This is a genomic window from Vibrio chanodichtyis (assembly GCF_028863985.1).
Lineage (GTDB): Bacteria > Pseudomonadota > Gammaproteobacteria > Enterobacterales > Vibrionaceae > Vibrio > Vibrio chanodichtyis.
Genome location: NZ_JARBFT010000003.1, coordinates 1 through 25,475 on the forward strand (window position 1 = coordinate 1; position 25,475 = coordinate 25,475).

The 25,475-nt window shown below is 48.0% G+C and carries 23 protein-coding genes; 14 read left to right on the forward strand and 9 right to left on the reverse strand.

Annotated elements, in window-relative coordinates:
- Positions 1-160 precede the first annotated feature (160 nt).
- Positions 161-1,027 carry a fructosamine kinase family protein gene (locus tag PUN32_RS03685; protein WP_274721831.1) on the reverse strand — a complete coding sequence of 289 codons (867 nt, stop codon included), beginning with the start codon at positions 1,025-1,027 and terminating at the stop codon, positions 161-163.
- Between the two features lie 395 nt (positions 1,028-1,422).
- On the opposite strand from PUN32_RS03685, the gene PUN32_RS03690 reads away from it, so the two are divergent.
- Positions 1,423-1,764 (forward strand): DUF3802 family protein, encoded by a 342-nt coding sequence (locus PUN32_RS03690; protein WP_166014944.1) that lies wholly within the window; start codon positions 1,423-1,425, stop codon positions 1,762-1,764.
- 28 nt (positions 1,765-1,792) lie between these two features.
- Here PUN32_RS03690 and PUN32_RS03695 read toward each other — a convergent pair whose 3' ends face one another.
- On the reverse strand, positions 1,793-2,293 hold the full coding sequence (locus PUN32_RS03695) for a C40 family peptidase (protein WP_274721832.1): 501 nt from the start codon (positions 2,291-2,293) through the stop codon (positions 1,793-1,795).
- An 88-nt stretch (positions 2,294-2,381) separates the two neighbouring features.
- Here PUN32_RS03695 and PUN32_RS03700 point away from each other — a divergent pair, with 88 nt between their 5' ends.
- The 3 genes from PUN32_RS03700 (at position 2,382) to nagK (ending at position 6,383) form a co-directional block, all read left to right on the forward strand.
- Entirely contained in the window at positions 2,382-4,400 is a 2,019-nt protein-coding gene (locus PUN32_RS03700) for a methyl-accepting chemotaxis protein (RefSeq protein ID WP_274721833.1), read from the forward strand.
- A 174-nt stretch (positions 4,401-4,574) separates the two neighbouring features.
- A complete protein-coding gene (locus PUN32_RS03705) occupies positions 4,575-5,312 on the forward strand; it encodes a tRNA-uridine aminocarboxypropyltransferase (protein ID WP_274721834.1) in 738 nt (245 codons plus the stop codon).
- A 162-nt stretch (positions 5,313-5,474) separates the two neighbouring features.
- Positions 5,475-6,383 carry an N-acetylglucosamine kinase gene (gene nagK / locus PUN32_RS03710; protein ID WP_274721835.1) on the forward strand — a complete coding sequence of 303 codons (909 nt, stop codon included), beginning with the start codon at positions 5,475-5,477 and terminating at the stop codon, positions 6,381-6,383.
- Between the two features lie 125 nt (positions 6,384-6,508).
- On the opposite strand, the gene PUN32_RS03715 is transcribed toward nagK, so the two are convergent.
- Genes PUN32_RS03715 through PUN32_RS03740 form a run of 6 tightly spaced genes read right to left on the reverse strand, consistent with a single transcriptional unit; the run spans position 6,509 to position 11,447 of the window.
- Positions 6,509-6,784, reverse strand: a complete 276-nt coding sequence (locus tag PUN32_RS03715; protein WP_274721836.1) for a DUF2960 domain-containing protein — start codon at positions 6,782-6,784, stop codon at positions 6,509-6,511.
- Between the two features lie 28 nt (positions 6,785-6,812).
- Entirely contained in the window at positions 6,813-8,633 is a 1,821-nt protein-coding gene (locus PUN32_RS03720) for a bifunctional molybdopterin-guanine dinucleotide biosynthesis adaptor protein MobB/molybdopterin molybdotransferase MoeA (RefSeq protein ID WP_274721837.1), read from the reverse strand.
- On the reverse strand, positions 8,630-9,241 hold the full coding sequence (gene mobA / locus PUN32_RS03725; RefSeq protein WP_274721838.1) for a molybdenum cofactor guanylyltransferase MobA: 612 nt from the start codon (positions 9,239-9,241) through the stop codon (positions 8,630-8,632). The genes PUN32_RS03720 and mobA overlap by 4 nt, the downstream gene beginning before the upstream one ends.
- Positions 9,195-9,917 (reverse strand): energy-coupling factor ABC transporter ATP-binding protein, encoded by a 723-nt coding sequence (locus tag PUN32_RS03730; protein ID WP_274721839.1) that lies wholly within the window; start codon positions 9,915-9,917, stop codon positions 9,195-9,197. Before PUN32_RS03730 ends, mobA begins: the two co-directional genes overlap by 47 nt.
- Before the next feature lie 9 nt (positions 9,918-9,926).
- Positions 9,927-10,625 carry an ABC transporter permease gene (locus PUN32_RS03735; protein ID WP_274721840.1) on the reverse strand — a complete coding sequence of 233 codons (699 nt, stop codon included), beginning with the start codon at positions 10,623-10,625 and terminating at the stop codon, positions 9,927-9,929.
- Positions 10,626-10,631: 6 nt separating this feature from the next.
- A complete protein-coding gene (locus PUN32_RS03740; RefSeq protein WP_274721841.1) occupies positions 10,632-11,447 on the reverse strand; it encodes a substrate-binding domain-containing protein in 816 nt (271 codons plus the stop codon).
- A gap of 305 nt (positions 11,448-11,752) precedes the next feature.
- Between PUN32_RS03740 and PUN32_RS03745 the strand changes: the two genes are divergently transcribed.
- The 3 genes from PUN32_RS03745 (at position 11,753) to PUN32_RS03755 (ending at position 17,048) form a co-directional block, all read left to right on the forward strand.
- Positions 11,753-13,222, forward strand: coding sequence for a sigma-54-dependent transcriptional regulator (locus PUN32_RS03745; RefSeq protein ID WP_274721842.1), 1,470 nt, complete (start codon positions 11,753-11,755; stop codon positions 13,220-13,222).
- Positions 13,212-15,245, forward strand: coding sequence for a sensor histidine kinase (locus tag PUN32_RS03750; RefSeq protein WP_274721843.1), 2,034 nt, complete (start codon positions 13,212-13,214; stop codon positions 15,243-15,245). Before PUN32_RS03745 ends, PUN32_RS03750 begins: the two co-directional genes overlap by 11 nt.
- A 210-nt stretch (positions 15,246-15,455) precedes the next feature.
- On the forward strand, positions 15,456-17,048 hold the full coding sequence (locus PUN32_RS03755) for an ABC-F family ATPase (protein ID WP_274721844.1): 1,593 nt from the start codon (positions 15,456-15,458) through the stop codon (positions 17,046-17,048).
- A 106-nt stretch (positions 17,049-17,154) separates the two neighbouring features.
- Here the strand turns inward: PUN32_RS03755 and PUN32_RS03760 are convergent, their stop codons facing one another.
- Positions 17,155-17,988, reverse strand: coding sequence for a formate dehydrogenase accessory sulfurtransferase FdhD (locus PUN32_RS03760; protein ID WP_274721845.1), 834 nt, complete (start codon positions 17,986-17,988; stop codon positions 17,155-17,157).
- A gap of 170 nt (positions 17,989-18,158) precedes the next feature.
- On the opposite strand from PUN32_RS03760, the gene PUN32_RS03765 reads away from it, so the two are divergent.
- From PUN32_RS03765 to fdh3B, 7 genes are all read left to right on the forward strand, one after another.
- Positions 18,159-18,635: a DUF3305 domain-containing protein gene (locus PUN32_RS03765; RefSeq protein WP_274721846.1), complete on the forward strand. Its 477-nt coding sequence runs from the start codon at positions 18,159-18,161 to the stop codon at positions 18,633-18,635.
- Positions 18,562-19,161: a DUF3306 domain-containing protein gene (locus PUN32_RS03770; protein WP_274721847.1), complete on the forward strand. Its 600-nt coding sequence runs from the start codon at positions 18,562-18,564 to the stop codon at positions 19,159-19,161. The genes PUN32_RS03765 and PUN32_RS03770 overlap by 74 nt, the downstream gene beginning before the upstream one ends.
- 242 nt (positions 19,162-19,403) lie before the next feature.
- Complete coding sequence (locus PUN32_RS03775) at positions 19,404-21,062, forward strand: 4Fe-4S dicluster domain-containing protein (RefSeq protein ID WP_274721848.1); 1,659 nt, start codon at positions 19,404-19,406, stop codon at positions 21,060-21,062.
- A 10-nt stretch (positions 21,063-21,072) separates the two neighbouring features.
- A complete protein-coding gene (locus tag PUN32_RS03780) occupies positions 21,073-21,711 on the forward strand; it encodes a TorD/DmsD family molecular chaperone (protein WP_274721849.1) in 639 nt (212 codons plus the stop codon).
- A gap of 77 nt (positions 21,712-21,788) precedes the next feature.
- Positions 21,789-21,986 carry a twin-arginine translocation signal domain-containing protein gene (locus PUN32_RS03785; protein WP_274721850.1) on the forward strand — a complete coding sequence of 66 codons (198 nt, stop codon included), beginning with the start codon at positions 21,789-21,791 and terminating at the stop codon, positions 21,984-21,986.
- 11 nt (positions 21,987-21,997) lie between these two features.
- Complete coding sequence (locus PUN32_RS03790; RefSeq protein WP_274721851.1) at positions 21,998-24,853, forward strand: formate dehydrogenase subunit alpha; 2,856 nt, start codon at positions 21,998-22,000, stop codon at positions 24,851-24,853.
- An 11-nt stretch (positions 24,854-24,864) separates the two neighbouring features.
- Positions 24,865-25,473, forward strand: a complete 609-nt coding sequence (gene fdh3B / locus PUN32_RS03795; RefSeq protein ID WP_274721852.1) for a formate dehydrogenase FDH3 subunit beta — start codon at positions 24,865-24,867, stop codon at positions 25,471-25,473.
- The last annotated feature ends 2 nt before the right edge of the window (positions 25,474-25,475 follow it).

A 25,475-nucleotide genomic window follows, 5' to 3' on the forward strand; every position in this document is an offset into this window, starting at 1 on the left:
AGGGGTTAGATAACTGACTTATAGCTGAAAGCTTTACTGAACCCCCAGCCTAGCTGGGGGTTTTCTCTATACAAAAAGAGCGCCAAGTTATGGCGCTCTAAGATCTGTCTGCATGTTAACGATCAAAAAATCGGCTTATCGAGTAATAACCTAGATTGATTTATGAAGTTAAAATCTTATCAATTAATTTTTGAGCCTCAGCTAAATAGTGACCACCAAACTGGTTGTAATGGTTGAGCAGATGATAGAGGTTATAAATATCTTTGCGCTCTTCATAGCCCCAATCCAGTGGCCAGATACTTTCATAGCCTTGAAAAAACTCCGGCTGGAAACCACCAAAATATTCGGCCAGCGCAATATCACACTCTCGATCGCCCCAATAACAGGCGGGATCAAAACATAAAGGTCCATTGACCGAATGGGCAACATTGCCAAACCACAGATCGCCATGCAATAGCGATGGGCGTGGTGAATGATTGGCTAAACGCTGTTTGATCAGTTCTACAAACTCATCAATATTGATCAGTACAATCCCTTTTTCTTGCAGCAATTGTAGCTGCCAACCAATCCGTTGTTCGGCAAAAAACAGCGGCCATTTTTTGTGCCACGGATTGGGCTGCACCGTGGTACCAATATAGTTATCAATATCGAAACCAAACTCTTTTTGTTCACCCCAACGGTGTAAATGAGCCAGTTCAACCCCCAATTGATAGCTTTTTTTCGCATCATCCAGTGGTTTTATCGGTAAATAGTTGAGGACCAAATAAGCGTGGTTTTTACTGATACCATGCAGAAGGTAATCAGGTACTTGCACGGTATTTGTTTCACGCATGATGCGCAAACTCACGACTTCAGCTTCAAATTTACTTAATAATTGACGCTGGTTCACTTTGACAAAATAACGATCAATACCATCGCTCACCATAAAACATTGGTTAATATCACCACCATGCACTTTCTCTTTTTCTACGATGTGAAAAGATTTGCCCATCTGTTCAGATAGTTGTTGAATAATGGCTGACCACATAATTCAAGCCCTCGGTTATTGACTCTACTTATTGGTTAGTGTAGGTCAAGCGAGATAATATAAAAGGTTATCCTGATATATAAATCTCTCTTGAGTAAAAATTGCAGCAACAGAAACCGCTAACTGTGATTTAACGCATAAAATCATCATGTTCACTTTCGTACTATCAGGTTCCCAGTCAGATTGGTATTGGGTGCAGTACATAAATGTCAATAATCAAATGACAAATCTCTAAGCAAGATGATTCTGGCTGATAATTGATCGGTTTCAGCCGAGTTTGATTATGAATCTCATCACTCACGTTTACTTCTGTGCAGATGACATTCGATGGCTTAGTATGATAAAACCAAGCATAAATCAACTGGCGAACAGCAGCCGTAAAATGGAGAACAAATGTGGTTGTAGAAACCGATGGCTACCTAGCCTTGATTGAACATCTTTCATTTAATATCAATGTATTTACTCAAGAAGGGGATACTGGTAGTGAAAGTGTTGAAGATGTCATCACCGATATGGTGGCCAGTAACATTATGGCTATTTTTGAACAAAACCCAGAGCTGCATTCCAGTGTCCGCTTCCAATTATTAAAAGAAGCGGATGCAGTAGTCGACGATTTAAGTGAAGTGTTAGCTGGTGTTTGGTTACGTCCTGCCACTAATGAGCAGATTGTTTTTTTAGATGAATATATCGCGTTAGTAAAAAACTTATTTGATTCCGCGGTAGCTAAATACGACTAGCTGGCGGCCAATTCCTCATCTCACTGGTTTAATTTTGCATCAATGGCGGGTTTTCAACTCGCCTGAAATGCCATAACTTAGCCGCCCAATATTGATTATCGATGCGCGAGATAATGACGCCTTTTGAGGTCGATGCATGCATAAACTGCTGATTGCCTAGATAAATTCCAACATGAATATTAGTGCGAGAGGTTTTGAAAAAGACCAAATCACCATACTGAGCTTGATGATGGGCAATCCGAGTTCCGGTTTGCGCTTGAGATACCGTGGTTCTAGGTAAACTTAGTTGCCATGCATCACGGTAAGCTTGTTGTACAAAAGCTGAACAATCCACGCCGCGTTTATTATTGCCACCCAATCGGTAAGGCACACCTTGCCACTCACTAAATACATTCGAAAAATGGCTCGCTGCGGGTTGATTGGCGACTGAAGTGGATGGTGTTAACTCTGCCTCTTTCGGTGGAGTCGCACTACACCCCGCTAAGATCAGCATAATAAATAGGGAAAACGTTGGCTTAAACGTCAACATAAGTCACCTTTTTGACAAAAAAATGAAATAAAACTGCAATCGATACTGCCTACCATGACGTCGACTCTCAAATTTAAGACGCACATACATGGCTTTGACAAAAAATCTTTCCTTAACGCAAACCCTTGGCGCAGTGTTGCTGTGCATTACCATACTGATGATCGCATTATCTGTCACCAGTTTGCGCGGTATCCAGCGGGTTGGCGCGCAATTTAGCCAACTGTCTGAGCAAGCGTTACCCTTTGCGCTCAATAATGCCGCGTTAACCCAAAATTTGCTGGAGCAAGTGCAATACCTTGGTTATGGCACGCGCAGTCAAAGCGAAGCCGAACTTAACCAAGTATTGGCTGAATGGCAAAGGCTGGATGTGCAAGCCCGTGATCAAATCGAGCTTTTACTGCAAAATGTTCAGCAGCAGGGTAGCGCACAGCAAGAATCGATCTCATCATTGCAAAATGTGATTGCTCGTTTTCAGCAGTTAGCACAATCCATCCTCTCGTTACAGCAAATCCAATTGAGCAAATCGGTTCAGATCGATCAGCAAGCACAGCAATTTCGTTATGGCTTGAGTTCGATTGGGCCAGAAATGAGTCGTATCGCCTCCTTTTTAGCGTTAGAAAATCCAGAAGCGATGGATGCTGCCAACCGTTTTACCGCCAGTGCCAGTGCGATGGAGAGTGCATTTTTATTGTTGTTGATTGAACAAGATAGACAAGTTGCACAGCAATATCGTCAAGAGCTGAGAAATCGCCAAGCGGGCTTAGCATTGGCCTTTGATGATTTCCAAGAGTGGTATCCAGAAATCAGTGAGTACGCTAGTTTAACCGCCCCTTATGCTATGGTGTTAGAGGGTTTTAAAGCCCAAGCTGTTATCGAACAAATCATCAATAAACTGCAAGATGCCCAACAACAAAATACCGATTTTGCTCATGCCTCTATTGCAGCACAGCAATTGATCACGCAACTTAATCAATGGTCGATTATGGCTCAGCAGCAGATTGTGCAAGATAAACAAGAGGTCAGCGCGACCATCGCTACAGTGACAAACATAGTGCAAGCCGGTGGGGTGCTTTTAGTCGTGGCGATCTTGATGGTGTGGTTTGCTCTGCGGCGCTGGATTGGCCGTGCGCTGTTCAATATCCGATGCCATCTTGAACGATTGACTCAGCATCAACTCAATCACTCACTTGCGCTGGTCGGGCCCAAAGATTTTCAAGATGTAGCGCAGCAGTTAAACCAAGTGATTGCCTCAACTCATGAATCGTTGGCTTTAGTGACCCGTAACTGTGAAACGCTTTATCAAACTGCAGAATTGAGTCATGGCTCGGCAGAGCAATCTAATCACAGCTTGGCTGCGCAAAATCAAGCTTTGCTGGCGATGGCGGCCACCATTAATCAGTTGGAAGCCTCGATTCGTGAAATCGCCGGGGTCAGTAATGATTGCCGCAGCGATTCTAGCCAAGCGGCAGAGTATTCTGCGCAAGGGGTAACCGTGGTTGAACAAAACCAACAACGCTTACAAGCGCTGGAAAATACCTTAAATGTCAATGATGCGGCGATGTCTGAGCTTAATCAGCGCGTTACCCGTATCCGTGAAATGGTCGATATGATCAGTGGCATTGCTGATAGCACCAATCTGCTGGCGTTGAACGCCGCAATTGAAGCCGCCCGCGCAGGAGAACAAGGCCGTGGCTTTGCGGTGGTAGCCGATGAAGTGCGTAAACTGGCCAGTGATACCAGCAAACAGACCACCAATATCCGCGATATGATGAATGAACTAGTTAGCTCCGCGAACCGTTCTCGTCAAGCGGTGGACGAGTCGCGCCATGAGATGATCTCTGCATTACAATCGAGTGAAGAGGTGAAAACCACTTTTGTCCAGATTGAACGTGCAGTGGCGCATATTCGTACGCGAGTCGCACAGATTTCCGCTGCGACCGAAGAGCAACAGCGTGCTACTGCTGATGTGAATCAAGCGGTCACTCAGATCTCTGATCAGGGGCAGCAAACCAAATTCCAATTGGATGCGATGTTAGAAAGTGCTGAGCAAGTGGCCGATATTGCCGGTCATCAGCAAGCGATGCTGCATAAATATCAATTGAACTGATCACTTTAGTTACGGCCTTTATTTTGCCACTGTCGAGTAGTGAGTAGCGCAGTGACAAAATAATCGCTGATCATCGTTAGTTTAGTGTGACGCAATTAGACCGCGATTCTTTACTGGCACAAAACCGCGTGGCTCAGTAAAATCGCTGCCATTTTTCAGTCAATTGCACTCGCCATGAGAATCCACGCCTTTCATCACTTATACCAATATCGCCTCGCGCGTTCCACTAAGCCATTTCTGGCTCGTGGCGGCAAAATTAAACGCTGTGCTTACTGCATGGTAGAGGTGAGCCACTGTTTGTGCGCACATCAGCCTGAGATTGATAGCCAAATAGCGGTACTGTTGATCGTATCGGAAAATGAAGTGTTTAAACCAAGTAATACAGGGCGTTTAATTGCCGATACCATCAAAGCCACCCATGTTTATCAGTGGAGCCGCACTGAGCCCGATCCGCAGATGCTAGCTCTGATCGCGGATCCTCAATATTATCCAGTTTTGATTTTCCCCGCCGAAACGGAACAAGACAAAAGCCGCGTGCTAAATCCAATCCCCAGCGATTTTGCTGGTAAGCAACCCCTGTTAGTGTTGATTGATGGCAGTTGGCGTGAAGCGAAACGTATATTTCGCAAATCGCCGTATTTGGCGCAATTGCCGCTGGTTTCTGTGGAGCCAGAACGCTTGTCGCGTTACATGATGCGCAAATCAGACAATGAACAACATCTGGCCACCGCAGAAGTCGCCAGTTTAGTATTGTCGATGTTTGGGGAACATAGCGCCGCCACCACGTTAGAACTGTGGTTTGAAGCGGTCAAAGAAACCTACTTAATGTGCAAAACACGCAATAAGCCCAATCATGCCAAGCCGGCACTACAGACATGGATTGCTCATCAACAAACCACAAATCATCGCTAAATCTTGATTGTGACTGGTCACTTGTTGCGCAATCAGTGCTGCTCGCTGGATAAATCCGTGCTTTGTCACGGACTGCAAGCGGTAGCTGGTGGATAATGCGCCTCACTTTTGTGTTTTTATTTTTTCCCCAAGACTGGGATAGGAAATTGAGGAGAGAAGGCCATGTATTACGGCTTTGATGTTGGCGGTACCAAAATTGAATTTGGTGCGTTCAACGCACAGTTACAACGAGTCGCCACTGAGCGTGTTGCAACCCCAACCGATGATTACCCTAAATTGGTGGATACCATTGCTGGTTTAGTACACAAATATGATGAGCAATTTGGTGTCGAAGGCGCAGTTGGATTAGGCATTCCAGGCATGGAAGATGCTGATGATGGTTGTGTACTGACCGTTAACGTGCCAGCCGCTAAAGGTAAGCCGCTGCGCGCTGATCTCGAAGCAAAATTAGGTCGTACGGTCAAAATCGAGAATGATGCAAACTGTTTTGCGCTCTCTGAAGCGTGGGATGATGAATTAAAGGATGCACCCTCAGTGATGGGGTTGATCCTCGGTACTGGTTTTGGTGGTGGTTTGATCTACCAAGGCAAAGTATTTTCCGGACGTAACCATGTCGCTGGTGAAATTGGCCATATGCGTTTGCCGATCGATGCTTGGTTCCATCTTGGCGACAACGCTCCGTTACTCAGTTGTGGCTGTGGCAACAAAGGGTGCATGGATAATTATCTCTCTGGTCGTGGCTTTGAGCTGTTGTATGAACACTATTATGGTGAACACAAAAAAGCGATTGAGATCATCACAGCACAGAAAGAGGGTGAAGCCAAAGCCGTTGAGCATGTTGAGCGCTTTATGGAGCTGCTGGCGATATGTTTTGGCAATATTTTTACCGCCAATGATCCCCACGTCGTTGTGTTAGGGGGGGGGTTGTCGAACTACGATCTGATTTATGACGAAATGCCAAAGCGTGTACCTAAGCATCTGCTTTCGGTAGCAAAATGCCCGAAAATCGTCAAAGCCAAACATGGCGACTCTGGCGGTGTGCGTGGCGCTGCTTTCCTCAACATTAAATAAATTGAAGATAGACTCCATAAATTAAGGGCTTGCAGTGCAAGCCCTTTTTAGTCTTCCGACTTGAAATTACAGCTCCAAGTCGTTTGGTAATGAATGTTTTAAAGTTACCGCTAAAGCTTGTTGGCTTAGCGAGTCGCTTTTGGTTTTTTGCCGACGCCAAAGTTTTCTTTCGGTTGCAGAGTGATTAAGCTAAAACCCAATTTTTTAAAATGGTTATCGCGGAAATTGCGTACCGATTTTGTATCTGAAATCGCTTCTAGCTGCATCTCCATCTTCAGAAATTCTTTCAGATCAATGCCTTCCGCTTCAGCCACCGCTTCATGAATGTTGTGATGCTTTTCGTATGAGAAAGTCAGGGTTTTCTCTTGGTTTTTGTAGGTGTAGATGATGGTACGCGCCATGGTTCTCTCTCAACACTAAATTAACGGGCTAAATTCTGCCTTGAAGTGGGATAATTGTCACGCTTTCACCCGCCTTTACCGTATCAATCGCCGGAGCAATCTCAATCAAGCAGTTTGCTTCACTCATTGAGCGTAAAATGCCAGAACCTTGTTTGCCCGTGGTTCGTACCGTCATCTGTCCTTGGGTGTTAAAAGCGTAAACGCCACGACTGAACTCGGTTCTGCCTTGGCGAGAGCGCAAATCTTCCAGCGCAATCGCATTGATTTTCAACGCTTGCCAACCTTGCTCACCTTGCATTTTGCGCAGGGCTGGTTCAACAAAATTGATAAAAGAAACCATCACTGCAACTGGGTTGCCCGGTAGACCGAAGAAGGGTTTGCCGGCCAGTTGACCAAACGCCAGTGGGCGGCCGGGGCGCATATTGATCCGCCAAAAATCAATTTGCCCCAGTTTCTCCAGTGCGGATTTGATGAAATCCGCATCGCCCACCGACACGCCACCAGAAGTGATCACCACATCGGCTTGTGCAGCAGCTTGCTCAAGCCATTGCATCATTTTGGTTTCGTCATCTTCAATGATGCCGAGATCGATCACTTGGCAACCGAGTGATTGCAGTAGCCCGGTCAGGGTAAAGCGGTTGGCATCAAAAATAGAGTTTGGTTTAATCTCCACGCCCGGAGCTTGCACTTCATCACCGGTTGAGAAAATCGCCACTTTAACCGGGCGCAAAACTTCTGCGTGCGCAAAACCCAGTGACGCGAGCATGCCCATTTCTGGAGAAAGTAAACGTTGGCCAGAGTGAAACACCGCTTGGCCTTGTGCCACATCTTCACCCGCTTGGCGCACGTTTTGTCCGGCTTGGATGTTCGCACCGGCAAAACTCACCATCTCAGCGTTTTGTGTGGCTTGTTCACGCATCACTACCGTATCTGCGCCTTGCGGCATGGGGGCGCCAGTCATAATTTTCACCGCTTCGCCGCGCGCAACGGTTTTCGGGTAATGACGGCCGGCCAGCACTTCTGCGACCACACGATAACGGTTTCTTTCAAGATCATCACTACGTAACGCATAACCATCCATCGCCGAGTTACAATAGGCTGGCACATTGATTGGCGAGTCTACTTGACGGGCTAAAACCCGTTGATAGCACTGTTGAATCGCGACCGATTCTGTTTCTGTGACAGGCGACATTAGCGCAAGGATCTGCTCGCGAGCTTGTTCGACAGAGAGAAAAGCAGGCGATAAGCTGTCGCAACAGGCCGCCACACGGTTTTTGGCATCGGAAGCAATCGATAGCTGCGTTTGCTGTTCATGCCACTGATCTACATAGTGAAGAACGAAATCGGCGATCGCATCAAGATGATTAATATTCATTTGTGGCAGAACTGTTTCGACCATTTCATCAGCGGCAATCGCAATGATGTTTTGATCATGAGGATAAAGCCAAGGTTTACCCACTTCAGTGCGGTGCAGCTCTATTTTGGGAAAGGCGATGTTTTTACAGCCTTCCACTAAAATCACATCAAGCTTGGTTGCATCAAATCGTGTCAACAGATAATCAAATTCTGCTTCGGCATCCGGAGTCTCGCTCATCAGAGCATGACGATTGCGCGAAGCAATCAGCATTTGTGAGGCGCCCGCTTTACGCAAGCGATAACTGTCTTTACCCGGCTTATCAACATCAAAATCGTGATGCGCATGTTTGAGCAAGCCAATTCGTAATCCGGCGGCAGTCAATTTGGGTAGCAACGCTTCCAATAGTGTGGTTTTTCCGGTACCAGAATAAGCAGCGAAGCCAAGTAATGGCAGGTTAGGGCGTTGAGGATTCTGGTTTGCAGAACAAATCATGGGTGTAACGCTCCAAATTGTGCCAACTCTTGTGGCGTATTCAAATTAAAAAAGCAGCTCGGTGCATCGCTAAAATCGACGTAACAGGTATGGCACTCATCATAAAGTAAGATGATTTTGCGATCGCCACGCGCTAAAAAGGCGCTGAGTCTGGGTAACACACGTTTGTGCCAAAGAGTAAAAACCGGCTGCTGATGTTCACCATCATGAGCGACTAAAATTTCACTATCCGGCTGTACCGCTTGGCAGAAACGGGCAACCAAATCATCACAAATTAATGGACTATCACAAGGCACAAAACCGACCCAATCGGTCGGAGCATGGGTTAAGCCGGCATGTATACCGCCTAATGGTCCTGGGTAATCGGCAAATTCATCGCTAATCACCGGAGCAAATTGTTGGTATTGGCTTTGGTTGCGATTCGCGTTGATCAGCAGAGTCGGCGTTTGTGGGGCCAGTTTGTCGAGCACATGCTGGATCAGTGGTTGGCCATTGAGCAAAATGAGCCCTTTATCTTGTCCTCCCATGCGGCTGGCTTGTCCGCCGGCGAGAATGACCCAACTAGTGTCTGAAGGTTGAAGAGTGGGAAGTGCTTGTGTGGTTATCATGGTTTTCTTTCACAATCTGCAGCAAAGGTGACTCAATCAGTTGACGATCTTTAATCCACCACTGTTTGTTACACAGAGCGGTCAGAGCGTTAGTTTGGTGACTGGTGATCACTAAACTCGCGCCACGCGCTAATAAATCTTGCGCCATTATAACCAATCTGGCGATAGATTCTTGATCCAATGATGCACTGGGCTCATCCATCAATAAAATTGAAGGTTTAACGATCCAAGCTCGTGCCATCGCCACCCGTTGCTTTTCACCACCAGAAAGCACGGAAATATGTTCGTCGGCCAGGGTTTCTAATCCAACCATACGTAGGGCGGTGATCACTTGGGCGCGTTTTTGATGGGTTGATAAACCGCTAAAGCGGATGCCATACACCACATTTTGGTAAACACTATCGTCAAATAGGTAGGGCGTTTGATGTAAATAAACCACGTCGCTTGTTGCTGAGGTGAAATACCAGCGCTGCCACCATGGTTTACCCGTCAGAATTTGACCGCAGGTTGGTGATAATAGGCCTGCGAGAATTTTCAGTAGTGTGGTTTTTCCTACTCCATTATCACCTTTAAGGTAAATCGCATCATTGGGACCAATCGATAGCTTAGGAATGTGAAATAGCACGCGATCTTTAAAGCGCATGGCCAGCTGCTCGGCCGTCAGTTTTATCGTCATGGTATTTCCTTATGTCCGTAAGTAACCTTTGCCGCGTAGAGAAGAGAGTAATACGTTGAGCCCTAATGCGAGAGCCAATAGCACGATACCGAGTGCTACCCCTTGCGCAAAGGCACCTTTGTTACTTTCCAGCGAGATGGCGGTCGGAATATTGCGGGTTAAGCCCATGATATTGCCACCGACCATCATCGAGCAGCCCACCTCGGTAACAATTCGAGAAAAACCAGCAATTGTGGCCGCCATGATCGGAAAGCGCGCCTCGCAAATCAAGGTTGCAAACAGCCTTGGTAGAGTTGCGCCAAGCGTGATTGCCGTTTCAAGTGCGCGGCGATCGGTCGATTGCAACGCGCCGTGCATCATAGCGACCAAGATCGGAAAACAGATCAACGCTTGGCCTAACACCATCGCTTGCTGAGTAAACAGCATTCTCCAATCGCCAAGCGGGCCGGCGCGCGACAGCAGCATATACAGCAACAAGCCAATCACGACCGTGGGCACTGCTTGCAAGGTATTGATCAAGGAAAGCAAGGCCCATTTACCACGAAAATCGCGGTAGGCGAGTATAAAAGAGAGCAGTACTGCGGGGAGTAGTACCAATACAATCGCGGTGAGCGAAACGCTAAAGGAGACCGCCACGATCTCCCATAGCTTAGGGTCTAAACTCACCAACAGATGCAAAGCATCAAGGGTTGTTTGCCAAAGACTCATTGAGATTTACTGCTTATCCGCATTAGCGACAAACAGTGCTTGACCATTGACGGTGAACTGATTGATCAACTGCTGGCCTTTAGGATCCACCAACCAGTCGCTAAACACTTTCGCGGCTTGGTATTGTGTGGTCGGGTAACGCTCAGGATTAACAATGATCACTTGGTAAGGGTTAAACAGTTGTTCATCCCCTTCAAACAACACTTTGAGATCCAGTTTATTGTTATAAGCCAGCCAAGTACCACGGTCGGTGAGGGTATAAGCTTGCATTTCAGAGGCCATATTCAGCGTAGGTCCCATTCCTTGCCCGATAGAGCGGTAGCCTCCGAAATTGGGTTCTATTTTATTTTGTGCCCAGATGGTGAGCTCTTTTTTATGGGTGCCGGAATCATCCCCGCGTGAAATAAATACTACGCCGCTATTGGCAATATTTTCAAATACTTGTGCAATGCTCTTGTGATCGGCGATGCTGGCTGGATCGTCTTTAGGGCCAACGACGACAAAATCGTTGTACATCAGCTTGCGTGGCAATACGCCGTAACCTGCGGCCACAAAGCTGGCTTCGGCTGCGGGTGCATGGGTCATCACCAAATCGACATCACCATTTTCACCCATTTTCAGTGCCTTACCAGTCCCGGTGGCAATCACATCTACTTTATACCCCGTATCTTGCTCAAATTTTGGCAACAGGTAATCGAGCAGGCCTGAATCGTAAGTACTGGTGGTCGTCGCAAGACGAATACGAGTGTCGTCGGCACTGGTTGCCGAATAACTGATTAGAATTAATGCTGCGGCAGCGAAACTGAACGTGGTTTTTTTCATAATACATTCCATGACTGAGTTGTTGATGGGAGAGCTTGTGAGCCGATGTGATGAGTGCCAATTAAGCACAGTACGCCATCAAGCATTAAAATAAGTGTACGTGAAACAGGTATATAGCAAATGGGATGCCAACATCATTCTGAGTGATTAAGTGACAAATTTACTTTTAAATCCTGCCAGATAGCACAGAATTTGCTGCCCAGCGATGACTCTGCTGTACGATTGAGACAAAATGTCTCAGCTTAGCCACCCGCTATGTTTAGCGTATTGCATCGTTGTGTCTCAATCGGTTATGGAAGTTCTCTATGTCGTCCTCAGTCTTAGCTCTTAAACAACCCCACTTATATCAAGCTTTCTCCGTGTTGGTTGTTGATGATGAAGTCGGTATGCAAACGGTGCTGAAAAAAGCGTTGAGCCAATGGTTTTCTCGGGTCGATTCTGCGGGCAGTATCGAAGACGCGGAAGCGCTGCGTAGTCAGCAACATTATGATCTGCTGATTTTAGATATCAATTTACCTGGGCGTTCTGGCATTGAATGGGATGAGGCATTTAGCGATCCTAATCATCGTGCCGAGGTGATTTTTATGACCGGTTATGCGGATTTGGAAACGGCGATCAGTGCGCTCAAATTAGGGGCGAGTGATTTTATCCTCAAACCCTTTAATCTCGAACAGATGCTGCAAGCCGTCCAGCGCTGCATGGATAAACGTCTTCATCAGCGTTTGCACTATGCTTTGCAGCGCGATGTGCAGCGCCACTGTACCACGCAAATTATCGGCAAATCGGCGCAAACTGAGTTACTTAAACAGCATATTGTCCAATTTGCGCCGTCTCGCGCTTCGGTACTGATTGAAGGCGAATCGGGTACGGGCAAAGAGTTGGTGGCCAGAGGGCTGCATGAAGCCAGTGGTCGTCAGGGGCCATTTGTTCCAATTAACTGCGGCGCGATTGCGCCAGAGCTGCTGGAAAGTGAACTGTTTGGACATACTGCAGGGGCTTTTACTGGGGCGAAAAAAAGTCGTGAAGGGCTGTTTCGGGTGGCGAATGGTGGCACTCTATTTTTAGATGAAATCGGCGAGATGCCGCTGACCATGCAAGCCTCTCTACTGCGCGTATTAGAGCAGCGTACTCTGCGCCCGGTGGGTTCGGAAAAAGAGGTGAGTGTCGATGTGCGAGTGGTGGCCGCTACCAACCGTAATCTGCAACAAGAAGTGGAACAGGGGCGTTTTCGCGGCGATCTCTACTACCGGCTCAATGTGCTCAAAATTCAAGTCACTCCACTGCGTGAACGTAAGCAAGATTTGTATGAACTACGGCCGTTTTTTACCCAAATGCTCTGTGCTGAACTGGGTATGCCAATGCCGAAATGGGCTTATGAAGATATTTCATCTATGCAAGATTATGCTTGGCCTGGCAATGTTCGTGAGCTAAAAAACTTAATTGAGCGCTGCTTACTGCTTGATAAACCCCCTGCGCATTATTGGCGCGAATTAAATGGTATACCACTCCAATCTGAACAGCCTGTGACAATGTCACAAGAGTTTATCGCTGAGCCTGCAGCACCGCTGGATGACGTTAAGCCGGAGCACCTCAAGCATATCGGCTATCCCGTCGACTGGCTGCTGCGTGATGTTGAAAAAGCGCATATTCAACAGGTGGTGGCATTGCATGAGGGCAATAAATCGGCCGCGGCGCGCGATTTAGGCGTAGCGCGTAAGACATTGGAACGGAAGTACAAAGAGTGGCAAAGCGGGGAGACCAGCCATGAAAGCTAAATGGGTCTGGTGGCAAAAATGGCGACAACGTTTTCAAACGACGGTGCGTTATCGACTGCTGATTTTGACCTCGGCGCCGATTATTTTGACGCTATTGGCACTGATTGCCATCAGCTTATATTGGTCACTGCATTACACTTGGAACAGTGCCTTAATGGATGTCGAGGAACGATTAGCTGTGGCGCAAAATAGCGTGACGCTATTGCAGCAGAATCAAGCTCACCAAGTGCGAGCATTTGCCGAATCCTATGATTTTCGCCAGCGACTGCAACAAAGCGAAGCTCTTGATACCTTGCCCCAATGGGTTCAGCAACAGAAAACGCGCTATGGCTTAGATTTCCTCAGTTTTGAGCGGGTCGATAACATTGAGCAAAAATTTCGCTATCTCGATCTTACTAAGCGAGAGTCTTTTTTTGATGTACTGAACGCCAATCAGCTAGCAATGCTGGATCCGAATTTAGCCAAGCAAGCGCAAATCCCGCTGCTTAACACGCAGCAAATCGAAACTCGTGGTTTAGTCAGTCGAACGGTGATCCCGGTAGCCAATCAATTCGGCGACACCATCGGTTTTCTCGATGGTGGATTGCTGCTCAATAACAGCAGTACGCTAGTGGATCAAATTCGCGATCTCATTTATCCAACTTATCAAGATCAGCTTCGCCCGATGGGCACTTTAACTCTGTTTTTGGATGACTTACGTGTGAGTACCAATGTACCGTTGGACAGCACCATGCACACTGGGCGAGCAATCGGCACGCAAGTCTCACCAGAAGTGTTGCAGCAGGTACTGAAACAAGGTCAGCGCTGGGTTAATTTGGCCTATGTGTACGATGCTTGGTATATCACGGCGTATGAGCCGATTCGCGATCAATACCATAACGCCATCGGCATGTTGTACACCGGTTATCCCATGTGGCCATTTTTAACCCGCTATATGACGAATTTGTTGGAAGTGGGGATCATCACCATACTGTTATTAATCACTTCTGGATGGTTGGTGTATCGCGGATCGCGCGATCTATTTTGGCCGATTGAGCGTATTCATCGAGTGGTGAAAATGGTGCAACTTGGTAAGAACCAACGTATCGGTCACATTGGGCTGGACGATAAACACGAACTCGCTCAGCTAGCCAAACAGTTCGATAATATGCTCGATCAACTGCAACTGGGTAATCAACAAATTGTCCAAGCAGCACATGAACTAGAAGAAAAAGTGCAATCGCGCACGGCAAGTTTGCAAGAAAAAACCGCGCAGCTTGAGCACCACATTACCTTACTCAATCAAACTCGTCATAAATTAGTGGTGCACGAAAAGCTGGCGGCACTCGGTGAGCTAACAGCTGGCATCGCTCATGAGATTAATAATCCAACCGCGGTTATTTTAGGTAATACCGAATTGATCCGCTTTCAACTGGGTGAGCAGGCGAGTCAAATTGCTGAAGAGATCGATGCCATCTTGTTGCAAATTGAGCGGATCCGTAATATCACGCGCAGTTTGCTGCAATACAGTCGTCAAGGCGGCGTGCAAGATGAAATCACCTGGCAACATGTCAATCCGATCATTGATGAGAGTGTCACTTTAGTCAAAACCGGCTCGAAAAAGCGTGATATTGAATTTGTGCTGGAACTGCAAGCCCATACTTCGGTGGAAGTGAACCGCCATCAATTATTGCAAGTGTTAGTCAATTTACAGATGAATGCGATCCATGCCATGAACGGCAAAGGCCGCATTACTATTCGCAGCCAAGATTGGATTGAAGAACAGCAAAATCGGGGCGCAGTGATCCACATTGAAGATCAAGGCTGTGGCATTAAGCCAGAAAACCTCACCCGTATTTTTGATCCCTTTTATACCACTAAGCGTGATGGCACAGGGCTAGGGCTGGCGGTATCACAGAGCCTACTTAGCCAATCTGGTGGTGAAATTAAAGTGCAATCGCAGTGGGGGATCGGCAGCGTGTTTAGCATTTACCTGCCTTGTAAGCATGAGACTAAACTGCGAGAAAGTTTGTTCATTCAATAGACTCCGCCCTAAAACACTGACCTTAGATAGATGTTCCTTACCGTGATGGCCAAATTTTATCCCAATTATGTAAAACAGAGCTTGTAGTCTGCGCGCTGAACAAGTACCGTTGCGCAGATTTTTTTATTTGTGATCCCTGTCAGCTTAATTGGCGCGCCGAAAGGAGTCCGTGTTAAGAGGCAGGCATGTTAACCCACTAAGGTACAGGCTTTGATTTCTACAGCGAATATCACTCAACAATTCGGCGCTAAGCCACTGTTTGAAAACATTTCAGTTAAGTTTGGCGAAGGTAATCGCTACGGTTTAATCGGCGCAAATGGTTGTGGTAAATCCACTTTCATGAAAATCCTCAGTGGTGAGTTAGATCCAACCGGCGGTAACGTAAGTTACGATCCGAATGAGCGGGTTGCCAAGCTGAATCAGGATCAGTTTGCCTACGAAGAGTTCACTGTGATTGACACTGTGATCATGGGTCACAAAGAGTTGTGGAAGGTTAAACAAGAGCGCGACCATATTTATGCGCTACCAGACATGACTGAAGAAGACGGCATGCGCGTGGCCGATCTTGAAGTTGAATTCGCCGAGATGGATGGCTATATGGCCGAATCCAAAGCGGGTGAACTGCTGCTGGCGGTTGGTATTCCACTAGAGCAACATTACGGCCTAATGAGCAGTGTTGCTCCGGGCTGGAAACTGCGGGTACTGCTGGCGCAAATCCTGTTTGCTGATCCAGACATCATGCTGCTCGACGAACCGACCAACAACTTGGACATCGACACCATTCGTTGGTTAGAAGATACGCTGAATGCCCGTAATTGCACCATGATCATCATCTCGCACGACCGTCACTTCTTAAACTCTGTGTGTACCCACATGGCGGACTTGGATTACGGCGAACTGCGTATTTACCCAGGCAACTACGATGAGTACATGACTGCCGCGACTCAAGCTCGTGAGCGCCTGTTGTCTGATAACGCCAAGAAAAAAGCGCAAATTGCTGAGCTACAAACCTTCGTAGCGCGTTTCTCGGCCAACGCATCGAAAGCCAAACAAGCGACTTCTCGTGCAAGACAGATTGATAAGATCAAACTCGATGAAGTGAAGGCATCTAGCCGTCAGAACCCATTCATTCGTTTTGAGCAATCGAAAGAGCTGTTCCGTAACGCTCTGATTGTGGAAAATCTTAGCCAAGGTTTTGATAGCGATCTGTTTAGCAACTTCAATGCGATTTTTGAAGTGGGTGAGCGTGTGGCGATCATCGGTGAAAACGGGGTGGGTAAAACCACGCTACTCAATACCCTAGCCGGGATACTTGAGCCTCGTAGCGGCCTGTACAAATGGTCGGAAAACTCGAACATTGGTTACTATGCACAAGATCATGCGCATGAATTTGAACAAGACATGAAGCTGATGGAGTGGATGGGACAATGGCGTCAAGAGGGTGATGATGAGCAAGTGATCCGCAGCTTCTTAGGTCGGATGCTGTTTGGTCAAGATGACATCAAAAAATCCGTGAAAGTGCTGTCAGGTGGTGAGCAAGGCCGGATGTTGCTTGGTAAACTCATGATGCACAAACCTAACATTCTACTGCTTGATGAGCCAACTAACCACATGGATATGGAATCGATCGAGTCTTTGAACAACGCACTGGAGCAGTACAAAGGTACGCTGTTCTTCGTCTCTCATGACCGTGTGTTTGTTGATTCATTGGCAACTCGTATCATTGAAATTCGTGATGGTAAAATCACTGACTTCAAAGGAACTTACGCTGAGTTCCTGCGCTCACGTGGCGTTGAGGGTTAAGCATTTAACTTGCGCAATCCGGTATTGAAAAGAGCCTCAATTGAGGCTCTTTTGCTATCCAGCACAGCGATCAGAAAATGTGTTCAACGACTATTCAATAGCTTACTTATGCTTGTTCAAGCAAGCCTTTCACATCAAACACCACTTTGTCGGCACCACTGTAAACATGGAAACGACGACCAGAAGCACGGGCTATGGTGGTAATGCCAAAACGCTGAGCTAACTCAAGCCCCATTTGAGTGACACCAGAGCGAGAGAGTAGAACTGGAATGCCCATCTGCGCCACTTTGATCACCATCTCTGAGGTTAAACGCCCGGTGGTGTAGAAAATTTTGTCATCTCCACGCACGCCATTGAGCCACATTTCACCTGCCAAAGTATCCACGGCATTGTGGCGACCGACGTCTTCTACAAATGAGATCACTTGATTGTGTTGGCAAATGGCACAACCATGCACCGCCCCGGCTTTTTTGTAAGTGTCGTTGTAGTGGGTCAACGCCTCCAGTGCCGCGTAAATCTGTGACTGTTTAATTGGCTGTTGTGGAACTTGGTAATTTTCTAGCTGCTGCATTACGTTGCCATACATGGTGCCTTGACCACAGCCGGAGGTTACGGTTTTTTTCTTGAGAGCAGGTGCCAAATGATCCAGATTTTCACGTGTGATCACCGCAGCAGAATGGGTTTGCCAATCGATGATCACGGAATCAAGGGCATCAGGATCAGAAATAAAACGTTGGTTTTTCAAATAACCGAGCACTAAAGCTTCTGGGCGTGAGCCAAGCGTCATCAAAGTGACAATCTCTTGCCAATTGAGCAAGACCGTCAGCGGGCGTTCGCAAGCGATCGATTTCACCAGTTTTTCGCCGTACTCGTCATACACTTCAACGTCAATGGTTTGCAGCGGATCGACGCTAGTTTTGATGATGGAAGGTTTAGTCACGCGGGATTCCTGTGTGTTACATGTTTGAGCTTCGATAATCCTTTGCTCAACTACGAATAAGAAAAGTCTCGTCAATCTAGCAAAAAAAGTGCCGAAGAAAAAATGACCTTAACTCAAATGGCGCAATTATTGCTTTAATTTAGATTGTGACGATTCATCGAGTCTGAGTTATGACTGAACAAACTTCTCCTCCATTTTTAATCGATACCCTATATCGCAAGACGGATAGCGCTTGGTCGCTGGCTTGCCAGCTTGAGCCTCATCTTGTCTTGCGTGGCCGTTGGCAAACCACTCAGTGGTTGTTGCACGGTTTCAGCTTAAGGTCAGAAGAGACAAGTCAATATATTGCAACCGTGCATTTGCATCTTGATGAGCGCACCGACTATCGTTTTAACCTCAGTTCACAAGCGCCGAAACTGTTTTTGATTGCAGAAAACCCCAATGAAGATCAACCGCTGAAAATTGTGCAATTGACCGCATCACAAGCGCTTGCTAGCCGCTATATGGACAGTGATTATCTGGTGCTTTCGGCCGATATGCCATTGCCAGTACAGGCGTGGATAGAAGCTTATATTGGTCGCCATGGTGAGCTACTCGAAATCCGCCGTAAGAAACGCGACGGCGCGGGGAGAGCTTGTGGCAACTGAGCCGTTCTTTTCCCGTTGGTCACAACGTAAATTAGCCAGAGAGCCAGAGCAAAAATCACCCCTTGAGCTATCAGAGGAGTTGGCTTGCGAGCCTGCACAAATCGCGCAGGAACCATGTGAATCTGATCATGGACGGGAAAGCCCCGCGTTCAAACCAAGCGATGTAGAAGAGGCTCAACAACCTAGCGTGGCGAGTTTGTTGGTCTCTGATGCAGCGCCAGCGCTGAAAAAAGCCGCGCTGCGTAAGCTGTTTTTGAGTGGCGAGTTTAACCAAATCTGTATGCTGGATGATTACAACGCGGATTACCGTAATACGGCAACACTCACCACCCAAGTGGCACACACTTTACGTCAATGGTGCCATGAGACACAAACGGTGCCAGAGATTGAACCAGAGCAACCGCCATCAAATAATGATGATGTGCTTGCAACCGTCACTCTCGCCGAAGATTCAGCGCCGCGAATTGCACCTAAGCCGCGTTCAGTTTGCGATACTGAAGTAGAGAGCGACCTATCTGATCCATAGCCGATGAGACAAAATTGACCATATCACGCTCAGGGACATTTTGACTTATTCTGCCATAGATAGGGTGAGACATAATGTCTCACTCTTATTCTGTGGGTTGATGGCTTATCGCTACCATCAAGAAATATTGTTATTTTTCAATAAAATAGTTTTGGAACGCTATTTGCTAACGCTACTTACTATCGATGGCTTGTTTAAAACGAGCCAACTCGGTTCGTGATTCTTATCAACGGAAGCAAGCAATGTTAAACCTCCTACAACAAGCGACGTCTGCCAACGCTCGGGCGCGACAGTATGCCATCGAGCATACGGTTGAGCTGACTAATCTTATTCCGCCTACGGTCAGCTACCAAAGTGGTGGCGACACGTTAATTATCGGTCCCACCACGCTGATTGAACGGATTGCCGAGCAGCTCAGCAGCATGACTTCCATCACGCTATTGTCGGTGGATGGTGAGCCCGGCACCCAAAGCAATCTGTACTATGCCGATACGCTAGAAATCAGTGGCTTTCTCGGTGCATTCACGGTCAGCGTGGAAAATCATGGCAAGCGCATCAATTTGGCGCAAGCTGCGCTCGCGGCCAACAGCTTTGATCTTGTTTTAGATATGTCGCTCAATGGTTTGATGCGTGAAGAGGTTCCTGTCCCCGGCTATTTTCCGGTCGGGCGCGGCTATCCAACCCTAGCCGATGCACTGGAACAAATTCCAACCCTGATCGGCACTTTTGATAAGCCAAAATATTTTCGTCTCGATACCGATCTGTGCGCGCATAGCTCTCGTGGCGTGAAAGGGTGCCAACGTTGTGTCGATGCGTGTCCGGCCGGCGCGCTGTCGAGTGAAGGATCGGATCAAACCGGGCATCGCATTCAAATTAACCCTTATTTGTGCCAAGGAGTAGGGACCTGTGCGACCGCTTGTCCGACCGAAGCGATTCATTACGCACTGCCCAATCCTACCGATACACAAAAATTCATTGAGCGCTTACTTGCCAATTACCAGCAAGCTGGCGGTGAGAAACCGATCGTGCTGATCTGCAGTTCACGCCATGAAAGTTACAACGTTATGGCACTCAAGCGGTTGCCAGACAATGTGATTCCGGTGGTGGTGGAAGAGCTGCCTTCGGTTGGTATCGACAGTTGGTTTGCCGCATTAGTGAATGGTGCAACTCAAGTGTTGTTTGCGGCAAGTCACCATATGCCGCCAACCATTCAACGCATTCTCAACCAAGAGGTGAGCATGGCGCAGAGCCTACTGACTCACTTAGGTTTGGCCAAAGAGACGATTGATATTGTTTATCTTGAATCGCTGCGCGAGGGGATGCCGGTTCTGTGTGAACAGCCGCTGGGACTTCATTTGGGGGATTTAGTGGGTAATAAGCGCGAGCGCCTGTTTACCGCGCTGGATGGCTTAGCAAAAACACTCGATGCGCCGCTGAGCGTGCAACCTCTCAGCCTCAATGCGCCTTATGGCACGATTGCATGCCAAACCAGCGATTGTACTTTATGTATGAGCTGTGTTGCGGTGTGTCCAACCGCAGCGCTGCATCCAGCGGGAGATAGCCCAGCCTTACATTTTATTGAACAACAGTGCGTGCAGTGTAGTTTATGTGTCAAAGCTTGCCCAGAACAAGCGCTGAGTGCTATTCCGCAGCTAAACTGGAACCCAACGGCACGCCGATCTGTGGTGACTTTACATCAAGAAGAGCCCGCTAAGTGCCTGCGCTGTCATAAGCCTTTCGCACCGCAATCGATGATCTCTCTGTTACAGAGCAAGTTACGTGGTCACTCTCATTTTGCTCATCCTGCAGCCCTGAATCGGATTGCGATGTGCGAAGACTGTCGAGTCATCGACCTGTTTGAAGCCATGGCCGATGATCCTGAGCAGCAGCTCAACTACTGAGGAGAAAGCAATGCAACCGCAATCTATGCATTCACCATCAATGCGCGCCGACATTTACCTATTGCTCGCCACACTGCTGCGTGATGTGCCTGGTGCCGATCTGTGTACTTTTTTAGCCGAATTGGAATTTGAAGCCAATGGCACCGAAATGGCACAAGCGTGGCAGGCGCTCGCCGCTGCTGCACAAAATGCTCGATCAGACTCCTTAGCTGAGGAGTATCAACAGCTATTTATTGGTATTGGCCGTGGTGAGGTGGTGCCTTTTGCCTCATGGCATTTAACCGGTTCGCTGATGGAAAAGCCGCTGGCTGAGATCCGTGAGGATTTGACCAGATTGGGGCTAGAGCGAGAGAAGCAAATCCGAGAGCCTGAAGATCACATCGCGGTGCTGTGCGAAACCATGGCTTATTTGTGTGAGCAAACCGAGGGGCAAGAGGACGTGTTTTTCTACCGCCATATTGCACCGTGGTTTGGCAAGCTAACCTGTCAAATCCGACAAGCACCTCATGCGCAATTTTATCTTGCCGTGGCCGAGCTTTTGGACGCGTTTTTGAGCTTAGAACAAGTGGCGATGACGCATGTCCCAAGCAGTCGCAACAATCGCTATCGGATCGAGGTGAAAAACCTGACCGATAAAGTTGAGCAGTAAACAGACTGGGATCAGAAAGTAGACGTCTTAAGACGCACAGTTAAGTTTTTAAAACTTAAGCAATAAGGAAGCAATCAATGAAAAAAGAGCACCAAGTAGACCACAGCAGACGCGATCTGCTGAAAGGATTAGGCACCGCGGTTGTTGCTGGTGCTGTCGTCGCTGGAGTCAGTACAACAACGCAGGCCAGTGATGTGAACGCCGAGAGTCAACCGCCATTAAAAAAAGGCTATCACGAAACGCAACATATTCGTGATTACTACAACACGCTATAGGAGCCAATGCGATGAGACTGATCAAACGTGCAGACAGCGTGACCAAACGGCCAAATCAGCTCGGTATTAGCCGCCGGGCCTTTATGAAAAACACGTCTCTGGCTGCCGGTGGCGCAGTAGTCGGAGCCTCTCTGTTCACCCCGAGCATGATCCGTAAAGTGCAGGCTAGCGACGTGCAACGCAGCGCGAAAACCGAACTAAAGCGCACTATCTGTTCGCACTGCTCGGTAGGTTGTGGGATCTACGCGGAAGTACAAAACGGAGTATGGACCGGTCAAGAGCCGGCTTTCGATCATCCATTTAATGCTGGTGGCCACTGTGCGAAAGGCGCAGCCTTACGTGAACACGGCCACGGTGAGCGGCGCTTGAAATACCCAATGAAGCTTGAAGGTGGTAAGTGGAAGAAGATCTCTTGGCAACAAGCCATCAATGAGATTGGTGACCAAGTGCTGAAGATCCGCGAACAGTCAGGTCCGGACGCGGTGTACTTTCTCGGTAGTGCTAAACACAGCAATGAGCAAGCGTATCTGTTTCGTAAAATGGCTTCGCTGTGGGGCACCAACAACGTTGATCACCAAGCGCGTATTTGCCACTCCACGACTGTGGCTGGCGTGGCCAATACTTGGGGCTATGGTGCGATGACCAACTCATTCAACGATATGCAAAATTGCAAGTCAATGTTGTTTATTGGATCCAATCCGGCAGAAGCACACCCGGTGGCGATGCAGCATATTTTGATCGCTAAAGAGAAAAATGGCTGCAAGATTGTGGTCGCCGATCCGCGGCGCACTCGTACGGCCGCCAAGGCCGATCATTTTGTTGCTCTGCGGCCAGGTACCGATGTGGCCTTTATCTGGGGCATCTTGTGGCATGTATTTAAACATAACTGGCAAGATCAAGAGTACATCCAGCAACGTGTGTTCGGTATGGATGAAATCCGCGCTGAAGTCGCGAAATGGACGCCAATCGAAGTTGAACGTGTCACAGGCGTAAGCGAAGAAGAAGTCTACACCACTGCGAAAATTCTGGCCGAAAACCGTCCGGGTTGTGTGATTTGGTGTATGGGCGGTACACAACATACCACCGGCAACAACAATACTCGCGCTTACTGTGTACTCGAACTGGCATTAGGCAACATCGGAAAATCCGGCGGCGGGGCCAATATTTTCCGCGGTCACGATAATGTGCAAGGGGCTACTGATTTAGGCGTGTTGTCCGATAGTTTACCTGGTTATTACGGCTTAACCGAAGGCTCATGGCAACATTGGGCTAAAGTCTGGGATATTGATTTCTCATGGCTCAAGCAGCGTTTTGACCCGAATATCTATCACGGCGCACTGCCGATGGAAACACCGGGGATCCCGGTTTCACGCTGGATCGATGGCGTGCTGGAAAGTAAAGACAACCTGCAACAACGAGAAAATATTCGCGCGATGTTCTATTGGGGCCATGCGGTCAATTCGCAAACCCGCGGCGTGGAAATGAAAAAGGCAATGCAAAAGCTGGATATGATGGTGATTGTTGACCCATACCCAACCGTTGCGGCAGTAATGAATGAGCGCTCCGATGGTGTGTATCTGCTACCGGCGACCACTCAGTTTGAAACCTATGGTAGTGTGACCGCCTCTAACCGCTCAATTCAATGGCGAGATCAGGTGATTGAGCCGTTATTTGACTCTAAACCCGATCACGAAATCATGTACCTGCTCAGTCAAAAACTGGGGATTGCGGATCAACTGTGTAAACACATTCAGGTGGTAAATAATCAGCCACTGATTGAAGACATCACCCGTGAATTTAATCGCGGCATGTGGGCAATCGGCTATACAGGCCAAAGCCCTGAGCGATTGAAAATTCATCAGCAACATTGGCATACCTTCCATAAAGTAAGCTTAGCCGCAGAAGGCGGACCTGTGCATGGTGAGACTTATGGCTTACCTTGGCCTTGCTGGGGCACACCGGAAATGAAACACCCAGGCACCCATATTCTTTACGATACTTCGAAAACGGTCGCCGAAGGTGGTGGTAACTTCCGCACTCGATTTGGCGTCGAATTTGAAGGTCACAACCTACTCGCGGAAGACAGTTATTCGAAAGGCTGTGAGCTGCAAGATGGCTATCCAGAATTTAGCGATAAACTGCTTAAGCAATTGGGATGGTGGAGTGATTTAACCTCCGCTGAGCAAGCGGCGGCTGAAGGTCAGAATTGGAAGACCGATCTGTCTGGTGGCATTCAACGGGTAGCGATTAAGCATGGCTGTGTTCCATTTGGTAACGCGAAAGCGCGGGCCGTGGTGTGGACATTTCCAGACCGCGTACCGCTGCACCGTGAACCGCTATATACACCGCGCCGCGATCTATTGGCGGATTACCCAACATGGGATGATCAAGCGTTTATTTTTCGGGTGCCAACCCTGTACAAATCGATTCAAGCGCAAGATAAATCGGTGGAATACCCGATCATTCTTACTTCTGGCCGCTTAGTGGAGTATGAAGGGGGCGGTGAAGAAACCCGCTCGAACCCTTGGTTGGCCGAGCTGCAACAAGAGATGTTTGTTGAAGTTAACCCGAAAGATGCCAACGATTTAGGCTTTGTTGATGGTGATATGGTATGGGTTGAAGGAGCCGAGAAAGGGCGCATCAAAGTCAAAGCAATGGTGACCCGCCGTGTGAAACCGGGGATGGCGTTTATTCCGTTCCACTTTGCTGGCAAGTTCCAGGGGGAAGATCTGCGTGAGAAATATCCACAAGGCACCCAACCGTACGTGGTTGGCGAAGCGGCAAACACCGCTACGACCTATGGTTACGATCCTGTCACTTTAATGCAGGAAACCAAAGTCACCCTGTGTAACATTCGTAAAGCGTAAGGAGCTTATCCATGGCAAGAATGAAATTCCTATGTGACACCAAACGCTGTATCGAATGTAACGGTTGTGTCACTGCCTGTAAAAATGAAAACGATGATGCGTTAGAGTGGGGTATCCAACGTCGCCGGGTAGTTACTCTCAACGATGGTGAAGCCGGTGAAAACTCGATTTCCGTGGCTTGCATGCACTGCACTGATGCACCGTGTATGGCGGTGTGTCCCGCCGACTGCTTTGTGCATACCGAAGATGGCATTGTGCTGCACAACAAAGATTTGTGTATCGGTTGTGGGTACTGCTTGTTTGCTTGTCCGTTTGGTGCGCCGCAGTTTCCTAAACAAGCGGCATTTGGCGAGCGTGGTAAAATGGACAAATGCACCTTCTGCGCGGGTGGTCCAGAGACAGAGCCCGGTTCAGAAGCTGAGCGTCGTAAATACGGAGCCAACCGGATTGCCGAAGGCAAGCTGCCGATGTGTGCATCGCTCTGTTCTACCAAAGCTTTGTTGGCAGGCGATGCGGAAAAGATCTCCGATATTTTCCGTCAACGCGTCGTGGAGCGCGGTGCTAAAGGTGCCGGCTGGACCAACGGTGAAAATCTCGCCTACGATGCAACCCGGAGTTAACT

Coding starts and splice junctions, on each gene's coding strand:
- PUN32_RS03790 (WP_274721851.1), top strand. CDS start 21,998: ATGAGACTGATCAAACGTGCAGACAGCGTGACCAAACGGCCAAATCAG.
- PUN32_RS03780 (WP_274721849.1), top strand. CDS start 21,073: ATGCAACCGCAATCTATGCATTCACCATCAATGCGCGCCGACATTTAC.
- mobA (WP_274721838.1), bottom strand. CDS start 9,241: ATGATAACCACACAAGCACTTCCCACTCTTCAACCTTCAGACACTAGT.
- PUN32_RS03730 (WP_274721839.1), bottom strand. CDS start 9,917: ATGACGATAAAACTGACGGCCGAGCAGCTGGCCATGCGCTTTAAAGAT.
- fdh3B (WP_274721852.1), top strand. CDS start 24,865: ATGGCAAGAATGAAATTCCTATGTGACACCAAACGCTGTATCGAATGT.
- nagK (WP_274721835.1), top strand. CDS start 5,475: ATGTATTACGGCTTTGATGTTGGCGGTACCAAAATTGAATTTGGTGCG.
- PUN32_RS03740 (WP_274721841.1), bottom strand. CDS start 11,447: ATGAAAAAAACCACGTTCAGTTTCGCTGCCGCAGCATTAATTCTAATC.
- PUN32_RS03775 (WP_274721848.1), top strand. CDS start 19,404: ATGTTAAACCTCCTACAACAAGCGACGTCTGCCAACGCTCGGGCGCGA.
- PUN32_RS03745 (WP_274721842.1), top strand. CDS start 11,753: ATGTCGTCCTCAGTCTTAGCTCTTAAACAACCCCACTTATATCAAGCT.
- PUN32_RS03705 (WP_274721834.1), top strand. CDS start 4,575: ATGAGAATCCACGCCTTTCATCACTTATACCAATATCGCCTCGCGCGT.
- PUN32_RS03785 (WP_274721850.1), top strand. CDS start 21,789: ATGAAAAAAGAGCACCAAGTAGACCACAGCAGACGCGATCTGCTGAAA.
- PUN32_RS03720 (WP_274721837.1), bottom strand. CDS start 8,633: ATGATTTGTTCTGCAAACCAGAATCCTCAACGCCCTAACCTGCCATTA.
- PUN32_RS03735 (WP_274721840.1), bottom strand. CDS start 10,625: ATGAGTCTTTGGCAAACAACCCTTGATGCTTTGCATCTGTTGGTGAGT.
- PUN32_RS03715 (WP_274721836.1), bottom strand. CDS start 6,784: ATGGCGCGTACCATCATCTACACCTACAAAAACCAAGAGAAAACCCTG.
- PUN32_RS03695 (WP_274721832.1), bottom strand. CDS start 2,293: ATGTTGACGTTTAAGCCAACGTTTTCCCTATTTATTATGCTGATCTTA.
- PUN32_RS03685 (WP_274721831.1), bottom strand. CDS start 1,027: ATGTGGTCAGCCATTATTCAACAACTATCTGAACAGATGGGCAAATCT.
- PUN32_RS03765 (WP_274721846.1), top strand. CDS start 18,159: ATGACTGAACAAACTTCTCCTCCATTTTTAATCGATACCCTATATCGC.
- PUN32_RS03700 (WP_274721833.1), top strand. CDS start 2,382: ATGGCTTTGACAAAAAATCTTTCCTTAACGCAAACCCTTGGCGCAGTG.
- PUN32_RS03750 (WP_274721843.1), top strand. CDS start 13,212: ATGAAAGCTAAATGGGTCTGGTGGCAAAAATGGCGACAACGTTTTCAA.